This is a genomic window from Pseudomonadota bacterium (assembly GCA_018817425.1).
Lineage (GTDB): Bacteria > Desulfobacterota > Desulfobacteria > Desulfobacterales > RPRI01 > RPRI01.
Genome location: JAHITX010000014.1, coordinates 101,659 through 118,543, shown reverse-complemented (window position 1 = coordinate 118,543; position 16,885 = coordinate 101,659). Strand labels below are relative to the sequence as shown.

Below are 16,885 nucleotides of genomic sequence, written 5' to 3'. Positions count from 1 at the left end.
CACTATTTCTCCTTCGGATTATCGATATGGCAATCCCAGCAGTAAGGACTTACCGATGCATAGGTGTGACACTTATCACAAAATTCTGCCTTATTTGAATGGCAATCCAGACAACCATTGGATAAACTCATTTCAAATTCCTTGTTGCCACTTTTGTTTATATAAATTCTGTTTGTATTCCTTACAACCGAACTTCTCCAGCTATCTAAAACCTGCATATGCTCGGTTTTCATGTAAGCTTTTGGCTCAACGCACTCAACCGCAGCCTTGGCTTTTTCGGTAAGTACAGGTTCAGGAACCGGGGTTGCTTTTCCCATGTTATACCAGAAGGGAAAAGTGAAAATAATTAAAAATATAACAATTCCGGTTATCACTTCACCTTTATTATACATCTTTTTATCTTCTTTTTCGTGAGACATTTTACTCCTCCATTCCTGGAAGCGGTTCATCGCGAAGGTTAACAGTTCTTTCTTTCTCTCCCGGCATTATCAAGGCGTTTGCAACCAACTCGGTAACTCCGGTTACATCTACTCCAGGAACCCAGTAATCCATAAGAGGCGGAAGAGCCGCTCTGTCAATTGCGCAGATAGTAGCAAGCATATTTACACCAAATTGATCGTGAACATGCTTTACCGCATTGGCCCTTGGAAGACCGCCGCACATCCTTAACTCCATGTCTTCACCGGCGTTAAGACCGGAACCGCTGCCGCAGCAGAAAGTCTGCTCTCTGATTGTATTACTCGGCATTTCGTAAAATTTATTACAGGTATTTTTTATAACATACCTTGGCTCTTCAAACATCCCCATGCCTCTGGACGGATTGCATGAATCATGAAAAGTTACGCTGAGATTATCATTACGGCTTTTATCAAGTTTTAGTTTCCCATGATATATAAGATCGGCCGTAAATTCGGAAATATGTACCATTTTTGTTGAGTTGGCGTTTTCAAACTTTGTACCGGTAATAGGAGAAACCGGATTTTCAAGAAAATCCGCAGGACCGTTCATTGTATCCATATACTGGGTTATAACACGCCACATATGCCCGCACTCACCACCGAGTATCCACTTAACACCAAGCCGTTTTGCTTCGGCATACATTTTTGCGTTAAGACGCTTCATCGTCTCATGGGAAGTAAAAAAACCGAAGTTTCCACCTTCTGAAGCGTAGGTGCTCCATGTAATATTAAGACCCTGCTCCTCTAAATAATGAAAGAGCATCAGATAACCCATGGCAGTATACGTACCAGGATCGGCAAAAACATCACCGGATGGGGTAATAAATAATATATCTGCGCCCTTCCTGTTAAATGAAGGCTTTACCACCACTCCGGTTTTTTCTTCTATATCATCTACAAAGAATTCCAGCATTTCTTTGTAAGCATGCGGCTGGATTCCAAGATGGTTTCCTGTACGATAACAATTTGCAACGGGAGTTGCGATCCAGTCTATATTTAGCCCAAGCAGATTAAATATCTCCCTGGCCATTATTGTTATTTCCGCGGTATCAATGCCGTAAGGACAGAACACTGAGCAGCGTCGGCATTCGGTGCATTGAAAGAAATAGTACCACCATTCTTTTAAAACATCCAAAGTAAGCTCGCGCGCTCCGGCAATCTTGCCTAAAAGTTTTCCTGCCGTGGTAAAATCGTTTCTGTAAACCGATCTAAGAAGTTCGGCTCTTAAAACCGGCATATTTTTAGGATCACCCGTACCTATAAAGAAATGGCATTTATCGGCGCATGCTCCGCATCTTACGCATATATCCATAAAAACTTTAAAAGAACGAAATTTATCAAGCCGTTCCTTGAAAGCATTATGGACTATCTCTTTCCAGTTTACAGGAAGTTTCCAGTCCTCATCAAGCGGATTCCATGCACGTGCGTTAGGCAGGCTAAGATATTCCACGCTTTTGGGATTTGAAGCATAACAGTACATACCCTTTCTGATTTCTACGGGTACATCCATCCAATCTTTACTAGTAGGCTTGTAATTTATTTTTTCTATCAGTTCATTGTTATCTTTTGGAAGGTCTGACATTAGTTACTCCTTTTCAACCGGCAGTCCAGCATCTATCATTTTTTCCCTGAAATCGTCCTCATACTCTTCATATGTATGAGTATGTACAGGATAATTCCATGGATTTACATGCCTGACCGCCCGGGTGTTGCACGGCAGATTTCTTGTAGGACTCATAAAAATACCACCCATGTGCATAAGCTTACTGAACGGGAAATAGACAAGTAATGTGCTTACAAAAAAGAGATGCACATAAAAAATACCGCCGATACCCTCAGGAATTATAGGATGAAATGTGACAAGACCCATTGCAAGCTGCTTTGCGCCTATAATATCTACTTTGAATACGTGACGCATCAATATTCCGCTTACAGCTATTCCTATAATCAAAAACAGAGGAAAATAATCCTGGGTGAGTGAAATGTATTTTACCTGAGGTTCGACAATCCTTCTGAGAAGAAGATAAGAAACAGCCAAAAGAAGAACAAAGCCCGACAATAATATTCCCGGCACACCAAGTTGCAGCATCCCGTCAACTTTTTCAAGTAGTTGTATAGCAGATGGCACAGGATCAGTAAAAAGCCTTAAATGTCTTGCTAAAACCGTGAAAAAAGATGCGTGAAAAGCCAGAGAGGCAAGCCAGAGAAGAATCTCAAGATTAAAAGAAATCCTGGGTCCATCGCTTAACTGGGTTCTCGTATTTCTAAATAAGGAACGGAAAAGAAATACTTCCAGAAACATTCTGCCGAAAACCCCTTTGGTTGTGGTCGGATTATCCAGACTTGCATGTTTAATCCACGGCAAAGATTTTTGCTGACCGGCAGTAGTTGGAATTGCAAAAGGTACCGGAGACCGCGCCCATCCGACTACACGGTTTATTACTCCAATAACAAAGACAAGAAAAGCTGCGTACGGTATTACAATCCCGAAAACAAATTGCGCTGTGTAACCGGACGTCTCTACCCCCACAAAGGCAAGCACCGATAAAATAACTACTACAGTGAGTGAGAACATGCACTTAACCATTTAACATTACCTCGCTCCATGGCTTAAGACAGCCGCTTTATCAATACAATAGTCAGCCACTTAAGCTTTAATATTAATCATTGTTAAATCAATTGAGATTCCGTTTCATTATCCGGAATCTCTTTAATCAAACCGGCTCTTTCAAACGCTCTGAAGGTTCTGTTTTTTTCTTCGTTTGCCTTTATATGATAAATTTTCTCTCTGCATTTCATATAAATGTCAAAACCTATCTTTGCGACTAAATCAATTTTACTATAAAACTGCATTACTTCTATTAACATGCTATGATCATTAAATTCTTTATCTTTAAATTGGTCTTTTATTATATCTTTTAAAGAAAATACAAAAGAAACCGCTCCTGATGGTGTAAAATCCTGAATAGCCCTGATCCTTATAATCGGGTCAAGAAATGAATTTATTGTATCAGCATTCATTTCACCAAGAAGTTCATCCATCAAAACGCTAAGACCTTTATGGGTTGTACTTCCTACAGGATTGGCAAAAGGATTTTTCTGACTTTTGATAAATCTGGAAGTATCGGAAGGATAGGTGTTGACAACAGCATCAAACCATTTATCGATAATAACTTTTTTCTTTTGGGCTAACAGCTCTTCCAGTTTCATATATAAAAACCAACCTCAACTCTTTGACATATCAGATAATATTCATTTATTATAGTATTTTTTCCAAAAACCTTGGAATAACGCCACTTGGCGCAAATTCTATAGTCAAGATAAAAATTCATGTCAAGTATAAAAGAAACTATTTTTCAGGAAATTGTGAATTATTGGAAAGGATTTTGGGATTTTGAATGTAATATGAGTTTAAGTTGATTTTTTGCATTGTATGATTTAAGTCAACCATAGGGACTCAGATAAAAATCATTAAGTTTTTATAAATACTTATATAGTTATGCAGGAATAGACAATGAATATTTCCGATTTTTCTATTGCACAGATTGCGGGTCAGCGTCTCATGGCAGGTTTTAACGGAACACAATTATCTCATGAGCTGATGTTTCTTATAGATACTGTGAAAGTCGGGGGGTTAATACTTTTTTCACAAAATGTACAAACACCCGAACAGATAAAAAATCTTTGTGATTCAGCTCAGGCTTATGCAAGATCATGTAATCAACCTCCCCTGATAATCTCTATTGACCAGGAAGGCGGTCAGGTTGCAAGGCTCAAAGAGCCTTTTTTTACCCGATTTTCTGGAAATCCTGAGATAAAAAACGAAAATGATGCCTTTATTTTTGCACAGACAATTGCAAATGAATTACTTGGGGTTGGAATTAATATGGATATGGCTCCTGTTCTGGATGTTGCTCCGGAAGGCATTAACAGCATAATGTCCGGCAGGGCTTTTGGTTCTGATCCATACTGGGTTTTAAAAATGGGTGTTGCAGTCATAGAGAACATGCAGGCAAGAAAATTAATGGCTGTGGCCAAACATTTTCCAGGTATAGGAAGAACTGTTCCTGATTCCCATCTTGAACTGCCTGTTCTTGATATTGGACTTAGTGATCTGGAATCTTTTGATCTTATACCGTTTTATGCAGCTATAAGACATGATGTTTCGGCAATAATGCTTTCTCACATACTTTATTCAAACATCGATGAAAAATGGCCGGCAAGCCTTTCCGAAAAGATAGCAAAAAAGCTTTTGCGCGAACAAATGGGTTACAATGGTATTGTTATGACCGATGACCTGGACATGGGGGCTATAATAAATAATTTTGATATTAAAACAGTTATAAAACAAATTCTTTATGCCGGAATCGATATGGCGCTGATATGCCATGCAGGACCAAATATTGAATACGCCTTTGAGGAAATAAAAAAGAATATGCGCGATTTTAACGAGATAGAGGTGGAAGCTGAAAAATCAGTAAGCCGTATACTTTTGTATAAAGAGAAATATTTATCGTACACTGTAAATAACGATTCCGAATGAGGTAATAAATGGCTGTACGTTTTTTAGTTGGGGATTCATTTGAATTATCCGCGGATGTAGAGGGATTGTGGAACGGTAAGCCGGTGCTGCTCTTACACGGCGGTGGTCAAACCAGATATTCCTGGGGCAATACAATGAGTGTGCTCGGTGAAGCCGGGTTTCTGGCTATCAATCTTGATCTTCGTGGCCACGGTTATAGCGACTGGGCAGCTGATGGTAATTATTCTATCGATGCCTATGCGAAAGATCTGCGCACCGTGGTGGATCTCATCGGGCAGCCCGTAGCTTTGGTTGGCGCATCGCTTGGCGGTTTGGCATCGCTTATAGCGGCAGGAGAAGCACCGCAAGTTGTATGTAGCGCCTTGATCCTGGTTGACGTTGCGCCACAACTTGAGCAGGTGGGCCGGGAGCGCATTCTTGAGTTCATGCGCAGTTACCCTGATGGTTTCATATCGCTTGAAGAGGCTGCCTCTGCCGTTTCAGGCTATCTTCCTTATCGATCACGTCCGGATGATCTTAGCGGTTTGGAGAATAACCTGCGACTTGGTTTTGATGGTCGATATAGATGGCACTGGGATCCAGCCATCATATCCGATGATGAACAAGTCAATGATAAATTCGATACAAAACGGTATGAGCGCGCAGCTTTGACTATCGATGTACCTATTATGCTTGTTCGCGGCCGAATGAGCGATGTGGTGAGCAAAGCCGGTGCACAAGCCTTCTTAAAGACAGTGCCAAGTGCCGAGTATGTTGATGTTAAGGAAGCAGGGCATATGATTGCCGGTGATCGCAATGATGCGTTTACATCTGCCGTTATATCTTTTCTCACAAAAAATCTTTCTTAAAATAAGACAAATGGTATACTTTAGGTCAATTTGGATCGCATCATTAAATAATTATAGCAGCATAAAGACATTCCAAGCAACTGGTGGATGCCCATATACGTTATATTTTCCTCGTGGAGGTTTAAATTGAATTTTATAAATTCTTACGCAAAATTAGATGGGGTTTTTTACGAAAAGATACGGCCTGCACCTGTTCGTGATCCGCAACTCTTTTTGTGGAATTCCACCCTGGCTAAGCAGCTAATGATTTCGGATGAATTGAAAAATGATTCGCATACCCTGGCACAAGTTTTTTCAGGAAATCAAATACTGCCCGGATCGGAACCCATTGCAACAGCGTATGCAGGCCATCAGTTTGGTGGTTTTGTTCCCCAACTCGGAGATGGAAGAGCGCATCTTCTCGGAGAAGTATTAGATCAATTCGGGCAAAGGCTTGACATTCAGCTTAAAGGTTCCGGCCGCACCTCATTTTCAAGAGGAGGAGACGGGCGTTGTGCCCTTGGTCCGGCTGTACGGGAGTTTATTATGAGTGAAGCCATGAAAGCCTTAGGTATTGCTACAACACGCAGTCTGGCAGTTGTAACTACCGGAGAAACGGTTTTTCGTGAAACTCAAGTACCGGGAGCAGTCGTTACTCGTGTTGCTTCAAGTCATATACGTATCGGCACTTTTCAGTACTTCGCAGCCCGGGGTGATCTTCAATCTCTCAAAACTCTGTGTAACTATACTATTAAGCGTCACTATCCTGAATTGATTACAGAAGGACAAAATCAATATGTTATGCTTATTGATAAATTCATTGAAAAGCAGATTCAATTAGTTGTTGATTGGATGAGGGTCGGTTTTATTCACGGTGTCATGAATACCGATAACATAACCCTTTCCGGAGAAACCATCGACTATGGTCCATGTGCAATGATGGGAATCTATGATCCCGAAACCGTTTATAGCTCTATAGATACTATGGGTAGATATGCCTTTGGCAATCAGCCTTCAATTCTACACTGGAATATAGCCCGGTTCGCTGAATGCCTGTTAACTCTCATTAATCCCGACACTAAAAAAGCTTTAGATCAGGTAAATCCAATGATATCGGAATTTCCCGGCCGGTTTGAAAAAGAGTATACGAAAATGATGAAAAAAAAGCTTGGCCTGATATCATTTAATCAGGAAGATAAAAAACTGATAGATACTGTTTTAAACCGGCTCAAGGAAAAGCGCTTAGACTACACGTTAACTTTTGATCATTTAACTAAATCTTTGACATCTGAAGATTCAGCATCTTTGATGCATAGCAAACTTGAGGAGTGTTTTGATCTTTGGCAAAAAAGATTAAGTGAGCAAGACGTAGTTACACTAGAAGTACAGGAACTGATGCGGCAAAACAATTCAGTGGTAATTCCAAGAAATCATCATGTTGAAGAAGTTATTAAAGACTGTGTGCAGACAGGCAAGGCCGCATCGGCAGAGAAACTTCTTCAGGTTCTTCGCTCACCATATGAAGTGCTGCCGCAAACAAACGAGTATCAAGACCTGCCCAAAGACGGTGATAAAAATTATAAAACTTTTTGCGGAACCTGATGACTGTACGGGTCCGCTGCAGTTCTTATGGTGGTTGTAGCATGGGGGGCCGGATTTATCGGAGTAGTACTATTAGCAAGCATGGTTTATCACTTTTAGAAATAAATTTATATGCCGTTCGTTTACCCCTTAATTTTGTGCAGTTTCCTTTTTTGTATTAATCAAGGCCAGATGTCTTATTGTGACCCAGCCTTCCTGACCGTTTTCAAATTTCACGTAAACCCAGACATCTAAAGGTGTATGCAATTTCGGATCATTGCTTCTGATTTTGGGGGCTTGCAGTATTTCACCTATTGTTCCGGCAGGAACGTAAAGCTTTTTCTTACCTTTTAATTCACGAAGGGCTAAAATAGTTTTATCTGTTTTTACACGGTCTCCCTTTTCGATAAACTTGTAATACCGCCGGGGCACGTATTCATCGCCGATATCCACAGTCCGGTATACAACACCGGCAGGGGGGGCATTTTTCTTTCTTACCCAGACAGCGGATTCGTAGACCCACATCTGGTTATCATCGTCGAATTTGTCAAACAGCATGACATGCTTGTTTTCCGAATTTAAAATATCTCCGGGTTGGAGAAGTTCCTGAGGAATTCTTATCGAGATGCCGGGAAATGATTTTGTCGTGTATCTGCTAATTTCCCAGCTGCGGGAAACCAGGCCGGAGCAATCAAGACCGGCAAAATCTTCACGAACACAAAGCTTTTTACCGCACTTTTTCTTGTAATTTCCGGCGACAGCCCCTTTTTTAACTTTATTTATAAATTTGTTTGTTGAATCAAAGCCGCCCCAGTTATATGGCACTCCTTTGTACAGTTTCCCCGGAATTAAGAGATTATAGTCTTTTCGGGCATTTTGTTTTGCACAGAGCCACTCGACATTTGAATATGAAAATGCATTCGCCATAATTTCATCTCTTGTGATGTCTTCTGCATAACCCGAAACCGTCAAGAGAAATAGGCATGCAGAAACAATCAGTGCAAACGATATATTCCTGCTTGTCATAATTTGTTCCATTTTATGATTTTCACCCCTGATGGTGTTGTTTGAAGTTGATATATGTCCCCTTTCTTATCAATAATTATTTTTTTATAGATGGTTGTGTAGTACTTGTTAGGTAATTCAATGCTCTGGATGAGCCTGCCGTTTCTACGGTACCGTCTGATTTCAAGATGGGTAACACCATTTGTGCCAATTCTTTTGGTTTCCAGATATATGATTCCTTTTTCATCCTGGTCAAGAAATATTACTGAGCCGAAGATATCTTCTGTTTCTATCGGGAATTCATTTATAAAGCTTCCGTTTTTAGCATGCACGCAGAGTTTAAAACGTTTTATGTTATCCTTGGCTATAGTAAACCAGAATGATCCTGATTTGTCAGGGGTACCACCGCGTTCGCTTTTGAATTGTTCCTCTCCTGAAAGCACGGTATTTTGCCGCCCGATGCCTTTCAGGATTTTATAGGCCTTGCCTTTAGATCTTATATATAGATCACCATAACCATCAATACGCATCCATTGGCCATAACCCTCGTAAAGAGTTATTTCCGGGGCGATTGGGTAAGTTTCTACAGGTATTCCGGAAAGGGTATATTTATAGATGCTTTCGCCGTCCAGGAGATAATAGTTTCCTCGATAGACAACAAATGAGTATCCCGGTAGATCCGAGCCTATACTTTTCTGAAAGATGCCTTCCCCATTAAACACCTTTATATTTTTCTTTATAGAATCAAAAATATGAATGTATCCGTTATCGTCTATATTAAATGTACGGGGCCCGACAATTTCTCCTTCATCAGGAATTGCAAGTCCGAATTTTCCTGCTTTAGCCCCCCATCCAACTGATATGACGGGTTTTTCACTGTGTTCATTAAAGCCATTGTTATCACAACCTAATAGAGACAGGATTATGAGAAGCGCTAAAAGGCAATATGTTTTTGATAGAAATATCATTGATAAGGAACTGGATTGTAACATTATGGATACAGCTTTTTCCGGTTTTCTTTTTTTATCCTGGCTTGAATCAATAAGGGTATATTTTTCCATGAATTCAAGATAAGAAAAGAAGTCTTAAATGTCAATGAACTCTATCATCTGGCCAGTTAATTTTTAGGACTTTTTTTAAATCCAATAGAAACTTTTTTGTTTATCAAGAAATGGGATAATGGGGAATTTTTTTCCTATGTTGTCTTTTATACACGGAATATATTTTCCCTTTATCAAACAGTTATTTTGGCAAGAAATTAAACAAATAATTTATAACTACAAGTAATAAATGAATAATAAAATAATATTAAAAGTTGGTACGTTGCTTGCTCTATGTATTGCAAACTTACTTATTAAAGGGTTTCTCAAAATGATAACAAATATAATGATAGCCAAATCTATACTTAATTTACTTGGCAGTTTAAGCACAAACCCAACAACGCAGACAGAGTTAAACGGGGCAAATAATTTTGAAGCCTTAATAAAAAAATCAATGCATAATTTCCTTAAAACTGATGGAAGCAAAAAAACTGCTCAATCAATAAAACTTAATCAGAAAGAAAATAGCAATCTGAGTTATCTTGAGAAATTGAGAACGGGCCTTTTAGAAAAGGGAAAATCTTTAGAAAAAATATATTTGAAAGAGTCAGATATCCATACCTTAAATCTTTTTTTAACACAATGTGGTTATAGTAAAACTGATGCAAAACTATGCATTGATAAACTGTTGGAAAATAATCCTGACGGGAAGATAAAACTATCTGATATTTTTTCCGAGATTGAAACGCATTTACTTTCCTCTGCCTCTGACTCTTCAGGAAAAAACAAATCTGATCATCCTGTCTACCTGGAGCCATCGGTAATGCCAGGTATTGAATCCGCTTTAAAAGACTTAGGCTTGAGTCTTAAGGATGCTGATAATGTGTTGAACGCTGCCCGGTCAGCTTCCGGCGGTCTGGATTTAAATAAGCTTATAGTACAATTAAAAACATTGGAAAACAGGCCCAATAAAGAAACCAGCGAGATGGAAGAAAAAATTTCTGCTGCCAAATTTTTGGAAAAACATGAGAAACTAGGACTTAAGATTACTCCCGATAAAGAAACCGGCCTTGTTTCGATAGATAGATTTATTGCTGCACTGGAACAATTCGAAAATGACATATCCGGAACAACCCGGCAAACTAAAACTCTTCAAGAATCACAAAATCATAATATGCGTAATATAATTGATGCTGATACAGCCGAAAAAAACAATAATTTCCGGTTTAAGGAAAATATTTTAAAAGCAGAAACCAGTGCCGATAAATTACCAATGGATGTAAAAGTATCTATAGACAAAATCATCGAAAGATCGGTAACTCCTGATGAAGATTATAAACTCAAATTAAACAGTCCGTCTCTTTCACAGCTCAAATCGGAAGTTTTGCAAGGTAAGGAAAAGAAAAAAAGTGCAAGTCATATTTTTCGAGATAACCAATTATCGGAATCTGCACAAAAGACAGGAACTCATAGAACTGACTATGGCAATCAGGGTATTAAAAATACCGATACTGCAAGGCAGGATGTTTTGGGCAAGATTTCGGATATAAAGGATGTTAATCCCGAAAAGAATATCAAAGACGTGCAGTTAAAATCTAATGACATTCTTCAGGAAGGTGCACCTGCTGTTAAATTTGAATCCTTGTCTTCTGCACTGGAGCGTCGTTCGGGCAATAGTTTCCTGCCGGCAAATACTATGGAGCTTTTGGGAAAACAAATTTCAAAGTCTGTTGCAAGGGGTGACAGGATTATAAATCTGCAATTAACTCCACCCGAGCTTGGCAGTGTGAAATTATCTATGGAGATTAAAGACAGTGTTTTGCAACTTAAAATGGTAGCAGAAAGTGCTTCTGCAAAGGAAGTGCTTCTTGCTAATTCGCATGATCTGAAAAATGTACTTGCAAGCCAGGGCATTAAGCTGGACAGGCTGGATATTCAGGTTGATTCTAATTTTGGCAGTGCTTTAACGGATCTAAATGAGGGATATGGCCGGGAGCAAAAACAACAGCAGGAAACAGGCGGCAATTTATTTTTAAATGATAATATAAAGGAAGAAATATCTTCTGACGTTTTGATCAAAGCATCCAAAGATAATCTGCTGAATTTAACAGCTTAATTATATATGTTCCAGATATCGGTTTTCGCCGGTATGACGATTTGCCGTTTTTTACAAAACAGCACAATATGGCAAAACCTTAAAAACATGAGAAAGAGGTGTGTATGATAGTAGACTCAACATATTATAATCAATTAAGTGGCACCGGAGATAGTTCATCGGCATCTACGCAAGCGAAAAAAGAAATGGGCAAAGATGAGTTTTTAAATTTACTGGTTACTCAGTTAAAATATCAAGATCCGTTAAACCCTATGGAAGGCCAGGAATTCTCAGCCCAGCTGGCACAATTCAGCAGTCTTGAACAACTAACCAATATGAACTCAACACTTTCAGGAATTCAGAATTCTCTTTCTGCGAGCAACCAGGATAACTTATTAGATTATATCGGGAAAACTGTTAAAACCATTAACGATGCGACCGGAGAAGTTACAGGCATTACTTATCAGGGCGGTATTGCATACCTGAAGGTAGGGGAAAACAAGGTAACACCTGATCAGATTGTTGAGATTACACAACAAAACAGTTAACGGCTTCAATAAAAAGCAAATTTACTGTGCCGTTCTAAATAAACCATTATACACATTCATAAATAACAAGGAGGAAATATATGTCAATATCTAGCGGACTTTTTTCCGGCATCAGCGGGCTAAATGCCCTTGGAAACGCAATGACGGTAATCGGAGATAATATCGCCAATGTAAACACTGTAGGTTTTAAAGAAAGCAGGGTAACTTTTCAGGATGTATTAAGCCAGTCCGTAGCAACAACAGGTGGTTCGGCACAGGTTGGGCGCGGTACTTCACTTGCTGATATTTCGAGCAGTTTTTCCCAGGGATCTTTTGAATCCACCGATTCAAGCACAGATCTTGCCATTGGCGGTGCCGGATTTTTTATGGTAAGAGACCCAGGTGCCGAGAATAGTAATTATTACACCAGAGCAGGCGAATTCAGTTTCGATAAAGACGGTAATTTCGTAAATCCTTCCGGCTTCATTTCACAGGGCTGGAAACTGGATGAGGCAACCGGTCAGGATCAGGGCACAATAATGGATATAACATTATCTTCATTCACTTCATCGCCAGCTGAAACCAGCAATCTGAGCATGATTATGAATCTTGATTCAAGTTCAACCAATAATACAACTACTGGTACGACTACAGGCATAACCGATACAGCTAATAATGGTAGTGGGCTTATAGAAATTGAGGCAGCAAGTCATGGTTATAGCGATGGCGATATAGTTACCATATCAGGGGTTGTTGGAACAACAGAAGCAAACGGAACCTGGACGGTTGCAAACGCTACCACGGACACTTTCGATTTGGTGGGGAGTACATTTGTAAATCCTTATATATCAGACGGTACCTCAAACTTACCAAATACAGCCCTTTCTTCGGTATGGGACGGGTCGGATGTTAACGGCGAATATATAGTGGATACAGACTATTCATATCAGACAACCCTTCAGGTATATGATTCTCTAGGCAGTACCCACGATGTAACAATATATTTTGATAAAGGTGCAACAGCCACCGATCCGGTATGGGAATATATTGTTACGGTTAATCCTTCAGAAGATTTAAGAACAATTACAGATTCGACCCAGTCAGGGCTTTTGGCCAGAGGAACCATAGAGTTCAATGGAACATCAGGAGATATTTCCGGACTTACCGACAGTATATCCTGTGAATTGAATGGTGGGGACGGCACATGGACGACTTTAAGCAATACCGATGCTATTGCAAACGGAGGATATTTTACATTTACCCCTGAATTTATCGCAGGTTCTCCAATGAATATTAAACTTGACTTCGGAAGCCGCTTTAATGGAAGTGAGTGGGCGAACGATGCCTTATCCACAACACAATTTTCATCCGCTTCATCAACGATCTTTCAATCTGCAGATGGATACGGAGCCGGTGATCTCCAGGGCATAACAGTCGGCACGGACGGTGTTATTACAGGCGAATATTCAAACGGCCAGGTACTTCCTCTTTATCGTGTGGCGCTGGCAAAATTTCAAAATGAACAGGGGTTGTATAAGGAAGGCGGCAGTCTTTTCAGTCAAACACGATTAAGCGGTGAACCAATTACCGGAAAACCCGGCAGTAACGGACTTGGAAGTCTTTCCCCCAACTCCCTTGAACAATCGAATGTTGATCTTGCAACAGAATTTGTCAGGATGATTACCACCCAGCGAGGTTATCAGGCAAATTCTAAAATTATTACGACTATCGACCAAATGCTTTCAGAACTTATTAATTTAAAACGTTAATTTCATTCCATAACAGGGCGGTTGCCAATATCTTGACAACCGCCCTGTTCTTTGACGAAAACTCCTTCAAACACAACCCCATCCCCTCATCTGCTTATATATAACATCTTGTTATATTGATATTATTATAAGCGTTCAAATATATCCCCAGGCTGTGTTATATTGGCATAAAGGTTGCTGTATATCAAAAACGATAGCTAATTTTAAATTACAGAGCCACTTTCAAAACGTTTCAGTTTGGTCAAGCTCAAGGCGGGAGAAAATTTCAACCACAGGAATACATTTAGTATTTCGAGGATTGAGATTTGAGCCCAACGCAGAGATCGGCCAAAATGGGGCGTTTTGAAACTGGCTCAACAGTTGTGAGATATTATGGATATAGCCACAGTCTTGGGTATTTTTTCAGCATTCGGGCTTGTATTTATCGCAATTTTCATTGGCGGTGGACTTAAGCTGTTTGTAGATTTTCCGGCATTAATGATTGTTGGAGGAGGTACACTTGGAGCAACAATGATTAACTATCCTCTAAGTGAAATCCTTGGTGTTTTCAGAGTGGTAAAAAATGCATTTTTTTCCAAGAACACAGAAAGTGAAGGATTGATCAGGGCCTTTGTCGGTTATGCAAACAAAGTCAGGCGGGAAGGGCTGCTTGCACTGGAAGGAGAACTTGTCGGATTAGATGACGAGTTTTTGAAAAAAGCAATTCAGCTTTCAATAGACGGTTTAGAGCCTGTTGAGATAAAAAATATTCTGGAAACAGAGATTGATTTTATAAGAAACCGCCACAGCCTTGGGGCGGAAATATTTACAACTATGGGAACCTACGCGCCTGCCCTGGGAATGATAGGTACATTGATCGGATTGATTCAAATGCTTCAGTCTATGGATGATCCCGGTAAAATAGGACCATCAATGTCAGTTGCTCTTCTTACTACTTTTTACGGTTCTATAATGGCTAATATCGTATGTCTTCCCATTGCCGGAAAGCTTAAAACCAGAAGCAAGGAAGAAATATTGACGAAAGAAATGGTGATTCAGGGAGTTATTTCGCTTTCAAACGGGGATAATCCCAGGATTCTTGAAGAGAAACTAAAAGCATTTGTACCCGTTAGCCGCCGTTAGGGTTTCGATTATGGCTATAACAAAAAATAACACCGGTAACGATACGGTAAGAAACGTTGGAACAGCTATTACGGTCTCACTATTTATGATTATTTTGACATTTTTTATTTTACTTAATTCAATGGCAACACTTAATCAAAAAAAAAAGTATACCGCTATAAACTCTTTGGGCAAGTCGTTTGGAAGATCTGATGATAATTCTTTTTCTTCTCCTGCAATAATTGATCAAAAGAAACATTTGGAAAATATTATGAGCGGGCTGGATAAAAAGATAAATAAAAACATCGGAATAAAAGGCAAAACAGGAATAGAAATACTTACAATAGGAGAAAAATCTCTTTTTTATACAAACAAACATGTTCTTAAACCGGAGTCAATTGCTTTGCTGATAAAACTGGGAAATTTTATCAATCAGGGAGATTATCCGGTTTTGATTATAGGATATACTGATAATTGTGATGCACAGGAAAAAGGTTATAGTTCCAACTGGGAACTTTCTACTCTGATGGCTGTTCAATTACAAAAATATTTCATAGAAGAATGCAAGATAAAGCCTTACAGAATAACAGCTTATGGAAACGGAAGCCAGCGTCCGAAAGATTCTAACGATACATCCGAATCAAGGCAGAAAAACAGAAGAGTCGAGATAATATTTCAAGGTGCTTTGCCTGTTAAAAAAGTATATTCCGAAACACCTTCTGGAAACTTTACTTACAAGAGATTTAACTTCAATGTCTACTAATATTAAAAGAAGACAAATAGCAGCAAACGGCGATGAAGCAATAAACAAAGATGGGTGGATGGTAACATTTTCGGATGTTATTATGCTTATCATTACTTTTTTTGTAATGATCCTTACAATGTCTTCTATAAACCGGGAATCTTTAAAAGAGACTTTAAACTGTCTGAAAGAATCAATAGGAGGAACAACATACCCGGGTTATGTCAAAAATGGTGAGTATGTAAATATTATAGCAGCACTTAAAAATATCGACAAGCCTGTCGGCATTAAAGAAGATGAGCGCGGGATTGTGGTGACAATTAGTGAAAATATACTTTTTGATACGGGAAAATTTACAATGAGGAAGGAAAACTACCGGATTCTTGATTCAATTGCCGCTGTAATTGAATCCTGTTCAAATGAAATTATGATCATGGGTCATACCGATGACCTACCTCTTAAATCAGGCAAATACGAATCTAACTGGGAACTTGCGGGATACAGGGGTATTTCCGTGCTGGACTATTTCATAAAAAATAAAAAACTGCCTGAATCCCGGTTTCATGTCGGAGGTTATGGGGCATCCCGTCCATTGTTTCCTAATAACAGCTCAAAGCACAGAGCTTTAAACAGAAGAGTAGAAATAATATTTAAACATAAAGAGGTATAAAATATGGCGGAAGAAAAAGAAAACAGCGATGAAGGAAAGGAAAGCCCGAAAAAACCAATGGGCAAGTTATTGATTATAGTCGGGGCAGTATTGGTTATAGGGATCGCCGGGTTTTTCGGGTGGAGTATGTTTATGAAAAAAGGCGGCGATGATAGTCATAAAGCGGAAGCCTCAGAAAGCACTTCGAAACATAATGGACAGAATACTGAAGAAGCCCGGCATATTTTCCCGCTTGAATCATTTATAGTCAACCTGATGGACAACGCCGGAACAGGCAAAAAATATCTTAAAATAACCATGGAACTAGAAGTTGTGGGAGAAGCGGAAAAGAAAAAACTGGAAAATTATAAAACCCAGCTTAAAGATACTATTTTAATGCTGCTGTCCAGCCGGTCTTTTGAAGAAATATATACTGTTGAGGGGAAACTGGATTTGAAGCAGACTCTTTTGGCGAGAATTAATCAGGCTCTGGGTGGAAACGTTGTTTATAAAATATACTTCACAGAATTTGTAGTGCAATAGAAAAT

The 16,885-nt window shown here is 39.3% G+C and carries 16 protein-coding genes; 10 read left to right on the top strand and 6 right to left on the bottom strand.

Annotated elements, in window-relative coordinates; translation table 11 throughout:
• Nucleotides 1–2: 2 nt before the first annotated feature.
• The 4 genes from dsrJ to KKC46_03600 form a co-directional block, all read right to left on the bottom strand.
• Nucleotides 3–392, bottom strand: coding sequence for a sulfate reduction electron transfer complex DsrMKJOP subunit DsrJ (gene dsrJ / locus KKC46_03615; protein MBU1052905.1), 390 nt, complete (start codon nucleotides 390–392; stop codon nucleotides 3–5).
• Between the two features lie 28 nt (nucleotides 393–420).
• Nucleotides 421–2,040 (bottom strand): (Fe-S)-binding protein, encoded by a 1,620-nt coding sequence (locus KKC46_03610; GenBank protein MBU1052904.1) that lies wholly within the window; start codon nucleotides 2,038–2,040, stop codon nucleotides 421–423.
• Between the two features lie 3 nt (nucleotides 2,041–2,043).
• Complete coding sequence (dsrM, locus tag KKC46_03605) at nucleotides 2,044–3,045, bottom strand: sulfate reduction electron transfer complex DsrMKJOP subunit DsrM (GenBank protein MBU1052903.1); 1,002 nt, start codon at nucleotides 3,043–3,045, stop codon at nucleotides 2,044–2,046.
• Nucleotides 3,046–3,128: 83 nt separating this feature from the next.
• Nucleotides 3,129–3,668 carry an RsbRD N-terminal domain-containing protein gene (locus KKC46_03600; protein ID MBU1052902.1) on the bottom strand — a complete coding sequence of 180 codons (540 nt, stop codon included), beginning with the start codon at nucleotides 3,666–3,668 and terminating at the stop codon, nucleotides 3,129–3,131.
• A gap of 304 nt (nucleotides 3,669–3,972) precedes the next feature.
• Here KKC46_03600 and nagZ point away from each other — a divergent pair, with 304 nt between their 5' ends.
• The 3 genes from nagZ (at nucleotide 3,973) to KKC46_03585 (ending at nucleotide 7,430) form a co-directional block, all read left to right on the top strand.
• Nucleotides 3,973–5,001, top strand: a complete 1,029-nt coding sequence (nagZ, locus tag KKC46_03595) for a beta-N-acetylhexosaminidase (protein MBU1052901.1) — start codon at nucleotides 3,973–3,975, stop codon at nucleotides 4,999–5,001.
• 8 nt (nucleotides 5,002–5,009) lie between these two features.
• A complete protein-coding gene (locus KKC46_03590) occupies nucleotides 5,010–5,849 on the top strand; it encodes an alpha/beta hydrolase (protein ID MBU1052900.1) in 840 nt (279 codons plus the stop codon).
• A gap of 87 nt (nucleotides 5,850–5,936) precedes the next feature.
• Nucleotides 5,937–7,430, top strand: a complete 1,494-nt coding sequence (locus KKC46_03585) for a YdiU family protein (protein MBU1052899.1) — start codon at nucleotides 5,937–5,939, stop codon at nucleotides 7,428–7,430.
• Nucleotides 7,431–7,559: 129 nt separating this feature from the next.
• Here KKC46_03585 and KKC46_03580 read toward each other — a convergent pair whose 3' ends face one another.
• Together KKC46_03580 and KKC46_03575 are read right to left on the bottom strand one after the other, a co-directional pair.
• Nucleotides 7,560–8,447: a hypothetical protein gene (locus tag KKC46_03580; protein MBU1052898.1), complete on the bottom strand. Its 888-nt coding sequence runs from the start codon at nucleotides 8,445–8,447 to the stop codon at nucleotides 7,560–7,562.
• Complete coding sequence (locus KKC46_03575; protein ID MBU1052897.1) at nucleotides 8,432–9,475, bottom strand: hypothetical protein; 1,044 nt, start codon at nucleotides 9,473–9,475, stop codon at nucleotides 8,432–8,434. Before KKC46_03575 ends, KKC46_03580 begins: the two co-directional genes overlap by 16 nt.
• A 310-nt stretch (nucleotides 9,476–9,785) precedes the next feature.
• On the opposite strand from KKC46_03575, the gene KKC46_03570 reads away from it, so the two are divergent.
• The 7 genes from KKC46_03570 to KKC46_03540 all read left to right on the top strand — a co-directional run bounded on the left by KKC46_03570 (nucleotide 9,786) and on the right by KKC46_03540 (nucleotide 16,880).
• Complete coding sequence (locus KKC46_03570) at nucleotides 9,786–11,570, top strand: flagellar hook-length control protein FliK (protein ID MBU1052896.1); 1,785 nt, start codon at nucleotides 9,786–9,788, stop codon at nucleotides 11,568–11,570.
• A gap of 104 nt (nucleotides 11,571–11,674) precedes the next feature.
• Complete coding sequence (locus tag KKC46_03565; protein MBU1052895.1) at nucleotides 11,675–12,097, top strand: hypothetical protein; 423 nt, start codon at nucleotides 11,675–11,677, stop codon at nucleotides 12,095–12,097.
• Nucleotides 12,098–12,177: 80 nt separating this feature from the next.
• A complete protein-coding gene (locus tag KKC46_03560) occupies nucleotides 12,178–13,845 on the top strand; it encodes a flagellar hook-basal body complex protein (protein ID MBU1052894.1) in 1,668 nt (555 codons plus the stop codon).
• Nucleotides 13,846–14,217: 372 nt separating this feature from the next.
• The gene (locus tag KKC46_03555) at nucleotides 14,218–14,967 is read left to right on the top strand and encodes a MotA/TolQ/ExbB proton channel family protein (protein ID MBU1052893.1); all 750 of its coding nucleotides are present in this window, start codon (nucleotides 14,218–14,220) and stop codon (nucleotides 14,965–14,967) included.
• Nucleotides 14,968–14,977: 10 nt separating this feature from the next.
• Nucleotides 14,978–15,709 (top strand): OmpA family protein, encoded by a 732-nt coding sequence (locus KKC46_03550; GenBank protein ID MBU1052892.1) that lies wholly within the window; start codon nucleotides 14,978–14,980, stop codon nucleotides 15,707–15,709.
• The gene (locus KKC46_03545) at nucleotides 15,699–16,358 is read left to right on the top strand and encodes an OmpA family protein (protein MBU1052891.1); all 660 of its coding nucleotides are present in this window, start codon (nucleotides 15,699–15,701) and stop codon (nucleotides 16,356–16,358) included. The genes KKC46_03550 and KKC46_03545 overlap by 11 nt, the downstream gene beginning before the upstream one ends.
• Nucleotides 16,359–16,361: 3 nt before the next feature.
• On the top strand, nucleotides 16,362–16,880 hold the full coding sequence (locus tag KKC46_03540; GenBank protein ID MBU1052890.1) for a flagellar basal body-associated FliL family protein: 519 nt from the start codon (nucleotides 16,362–16,364) through the stop codon (nucleotides 16,878–16,880).
• The last annotated feature ends 5 nt before the right edge of the window (nucleotides 16,881–16,885 follow it).